This is a genomic window from Rhizobacter sp. P1_G5, from assembly GCF_056405435.1.
Genome location: NZ_JBFUCB010000528.1, coordinates 1 through 4,316 on the forward strand (window position 1 = coordinate 1; position 4,316 = coordinate 4,316).

Here is a 4,316-nt window from a genome sequence, read left to right on the forward strand (position 1 = left end):
CCTCGCGGTGCAATTGCCGCCAGACCTTGCGAGCGCCATAGACCTGCAGGTTGGCGCGGTGCACCCGCTGGACCTCATCGACCAGGACGGCATCGCGCCTGGCTCGCTGCGGCACGAGCGCCGGGTTGCGCAAGCGCGCCGCGTGGCGCCAGTAACCCGACGGGGCAACCTGCAACGCCTTGCAGATCGGCTCGACCCCGAAGTGCCCGCGCTGCGTGTCGATGAACGCTCTCACTTCTTGTGATGGCGGTCGAGCTCCGCCTTCGCGAAAAACGCGCTCGCCAGCTTCAAGATCTCGTTGGTCTGGCGCAGCTCSCGCACCTCGCGTTCGAGCTCCTTGATGCGCTGCTGCTCGCTCGTCGTCGGCCCGGGGCGCAGCCCCTCGTCGCGCTCGGCCTGCCTYACCCAGCGCCKCAGCGTCTCGCTCGTGCAGCCGATCTTGCCSGCGATCGACTCAATGGCCGCCCACTGCGACTCGTATTGGCCCTGCGACTCCAGAACCATGCGCACYGCGCGCTCCATCACCTCGGGTGAAAACTTCGGGGACTTCCTCATTGCTCCATTCTCTCAATCGAAGGAGCCTCCTCTATACCCGGGGCGATTCAATAGTGACCTTCACGGATGGACGAGGACGCCGTTCACCCGCGGGCCAGCGGTTCTCGGCTCGCCTCTTGTGAGGCCCAGGAAGTGTGAGTTTGGTGGCCCTGAGAAGGGCCGTGGGCCGATCCAATCCATGTTCATCGGTGCCAGAGGATCAGTGCATCGAATGTCGGCAACTTCATATCCACGCTTCTCGACGAAAACGCCGGCGTGCTCAGCGGAGTCGCCTGTTCCGCCACCGTAGACCTGCAACTTGGGCCGCCAGACGCGCTCGATCTCGGGCGCGAGGGCCTCGTCGCGTCGACTGCGCGCGCACCGCCTGCGAGGGTCACCGAGACGCCCGCGACGTTTTGGGTCTGGACCTGAGCGTCGGACCAGTCGCTGTTCGATGTCAATCGAATCGGTCTGAATTTGCATCCTGTTGCATGGCGTCTCGCCGCGCCAACGCTGCACGTCGCTTTCGTCGGTTCGGCACAGTTTCATCAATTTTGCCCCATGTCGCGCCCCACACAATCGCGCCGGGAATTGAGAGCGTGGCACGTCGAACGACATGTACGCGCCGCACTTTGACGCCATAGGAACTTCACGATGAGCATGCCAAGCCAACGCCCGACACGTGCCACTGCAACAAGCGCACTGCTGTGCGCACTGGTGCTGTCATCCTGTGGAGGTGGCAATAACTCGGGCACCCCATCGCCGCCTGTCGGCTCTGCACCTGCACCTGCACCTGCACCAGCACCAGCACCAGCACCAGCACCAGCACCAGCACCAGCACCTGCTCCTGCTCCTGCCCAGGCCACCACCTGGAAGAGCGTGAAGTTCGGCGGCGGCGGCTACGTCAGCGGCCTCGTCTTCCATCCGACCACCGCCAACCTGCTGTACGCGCGCACCGACGTCGGTGGCGCCTATCGCTGGAACCAGGGCACGTCGTCCTGGACGCCCATCACCGACGGCCCGGGCTTCGGCGGAGGCGAGGAACGATTCCACGGCATCGAAAGCATCGCCGTCGATCCGAACAACGACCAGCTCGCCTACCTGGCCGCCGGCATGTACACGTCCGGGGGCAACGGCCGCCTGTACATCTCCAGCGACCGCGGTGACCACTGGACCCACGTCGCCCTGCCTTTCCCCCTGGGCGGCAACAACCCCGGCCGGGCCATCGGCGAACGCCTGATGGTCGACCCCAACAAGCCGTCGACGCTGTTCTACGGCTCRCGCACGGCTGGCCTATGGAAGAGCGCCGACTCAGGCCTCACCTGGGCCCAGGTCACGTCGCTGTCGAGCGCCCAGTTGACCCAGGACCAGGTCAATGCCTTGGGCATGWACAGCGCGATGGGCGTCGAGACGGTCGTCTACGACACCGGCACCAAGGGCAGCGGGTCCGCCACGCAGACGATCTACGCGCCCATCGCGCCGGACTACGTCCAGACAGCAGGCCTGGCCTCGAACCTGTACAAGTCCGGCAACGGTGGCGCCTCGTGGACCCCGGTCTCGGTCCCGATCTCCGGCTATCACATCCCGCACATGGTGCGCGCCGCAGACGGCATGTTCTATGTGGCCTTCACCAAGGAGACCGGCCCGGGCGCCGGCGGTCCCGCCCGTCTCTACAAGTTCGACGGCAGCAACTGGACCTTGCTCGACAGCAACGACTCCGCCGGCTACGGCGGCGTGTCCGTCTCCGGCACCGGCTCGACCACGCGCATTGCGCTGGGTGTGACCAACACCTGGGGCAGCTTCAGCGGCCAGCAGATCATCCGGCTGTCCGACGATGCCGGCCGCACCTGGCGCGAGATCGCGGCCACCATGCCGCATACGCCGGCCGACGCGGCTTTCTGGGGCTGGCCCGACGACATCGAGATCGATCCTGCCAACCGGGATCACATCCTGTACGGCCATGGCGGCGGCGTCTGGGAAACCCGCAACGCGTCCTCGGCCACCCCGAGCTGGAACGAGCTGAACGACGGCATCGAGGAGACTGCCGTCCTGGGCCTGGCCACGCCGCCGGCGGGCGCCACGTACACCGTGATCAACAGTACGGGCGACATCGGCACCTGGGTGCACACCAACCTCGCGACCAAGCCGACGCTGACGCCGGCCACCAGCTGGAGCAACGGCTTCGCCGCCGACATGGCGTGGTCGGACCCGCAGTACATGGCCACCATCGGCGTCGTCCTGGGCAACAGCACCAGCTACGGCGCGTGGTCCGGCGACGGCGGCAAGACCTGGGCGAAGTTCGCCACCTACCCGCCGGGCGTCGCGGACAACAAGGGTGGGGAAGCGAGCATCGCGGTCACGGCGCGCAACAGGGCGGTCTGGGCGCCCGGCTACTCGGTACCGTCCTACACCACGGACAACGGCGCCACCTGGGTGCCGACCAATCTGCCGGCGATCGACAGCATCTTCCCCCGCGCCTACCACCTGGTCGCAGATCGCAAGAACCCGAACAAGGTCTATGCCTACGATTCCGGCGGCCATTGGTGGGGCACGCCGGGCAAGGTCTACGTGTCGACGGATGGCGGCCACACGTTCACGCTGAGCCAGGGCTCGGTGGCCGCGGGGCTGGCCCCCGGCTACTTCTCGAACAATTCGCTCGCGGTCAACCCCAACGCCGAGGGCGACCTCTGGCTGGCCGACGGCAACGCCGTGTACCGTTCGGTGGATTCAGGGGCGACCTGGACGAAGCTGAGCCAGTTTGCGTCGATCCCGGGCAGCAACCCGTGGCCCGACGTGCAGGGCGCCACCCTGGTGGCATTGGGCAAGGCCAAGCCCGGCGCTGCGTACTCGGCAGCGGTCTACGTGGTGGGCGTGGTGAAGGGCATGTGGGGTGTGTACCGCTCCGACGACGCCGGCGTGACCTGGACTCGCTTCAACGACGACGCTCACCAGTTCGGCGGCATGAGCGTCATGGCGGCCGACCAGAACGTCTATGGCCGGATCTACGCCAGCGGCACCGGCCGGGGCCTGCTGTACAGCAATTGACTCCCGTCCACTTCATCCCCGCATCGCTCATGAACAAGGCAACTGCGTTGGGCACCTTGCCCGATAAGCCGGCACGCCGCGACTTCGTGCGCACCGTGGCAGGTGCCGGACTGGCTGCCGTAGCCTGTGGTGCGGCGGCCGCTGACGCCGACCCTTCCGCCAAGGTCTCCGCCGCCGAGTGGGCGCCGGGATCGGCCGGGCAGCGCTACGGGGCGATGAGTTCGGGAATGATGTGTCGAAAGGCGGATTCCGTCACGTTGCGGATTTCGGCCGTGCTACGGTCATGACTACGCGAGTTCTCGCGCCTACGATGTCACTGAAATGGTGGGTAGGAACGGACCACCATTTTCGGCACCGACATCAAGCTGATCCATTGCGGAAGGCCGCAATCTCATCACCGTGATATCGGAGCGAGGAAGGTCGTGCGCCAAGTTGAGCTTGGCGGGGCAACCAATCCGCACGTATGAAATGACCGCTCATATGTTCAACACCACCAACTTCGCCCGCGCGCTGCTCCTGTTGACCTCCGCCGTACTCATCTCTTGCAGTGATGAGCAAAACGCGAGCGAGGATTTGGCGGAAAGCAGCGGCTCCGCGGGAGGCGGAGGCTCACAGCAGGTTCATGCCATGAAGCACCCGGGTACGCCGCTCACCCTCTCGGATCTCCAGACGCTCAAGGCGTATGTCGATCAGGGCAAGGAGCCGTGGACGTCCGCCTTCAATCAGTTGGCAAACAG

General features: G+C 66.0%; 2 protein-coding genes, 2 pseudogenes and 1 other annotated feature. Of the genes and pseudogenes, 2 read left to right on the forward strand and 2 right to left on the reverse strand.

The window, feature by feature from the left end; all coding sequences use genetic code 11:
• A pseudogene (locus tag AC1D12_RS26150) lies at positions 1-555 on the reverse strand (transposase); the annotation flags it as partial.
• Positions 161-277: a sequence feature (AL1L pseudoknot), on the reverse strand. It overlaps the preceding pseudogene by 117 nt.
• A 628-nt stretch (positions 556-1,183) precedes the next feature.
• Positions 1,184-1,375, reverse strand: coding sequence for a hypothetical protein (locus AC1D12_RS26155; RefSeq protein ID WP_477843873.1), 192 nt, complete (start codon positions 1,373-1,375; stop codon positions 1,184-1,186).
• 38 nt (positions 1,376-1,413) lie between these two features.
• Here AC1D12_RS26155 and AC1D12_RS26160 point away from each other — a divergent pair, with 38 nt between their 5' ends.
• Entirely contained in the window at positions 1,414-3,579 is a 2,166-nt protein-coding gene (locus AC1D12_RS26160) for a beta propeller repeat protein (RefSeq protein ID WP_477843875.1), read from the forward strand.
• A gap of 480 nt (positions 3,580-4,059) precedes the next feature.
• Positions 4,060-4,316: pseudogene (locus AC1D12_RS26165) on the forward strand (discoidin domain-containing protein); the annotation flags it as partial.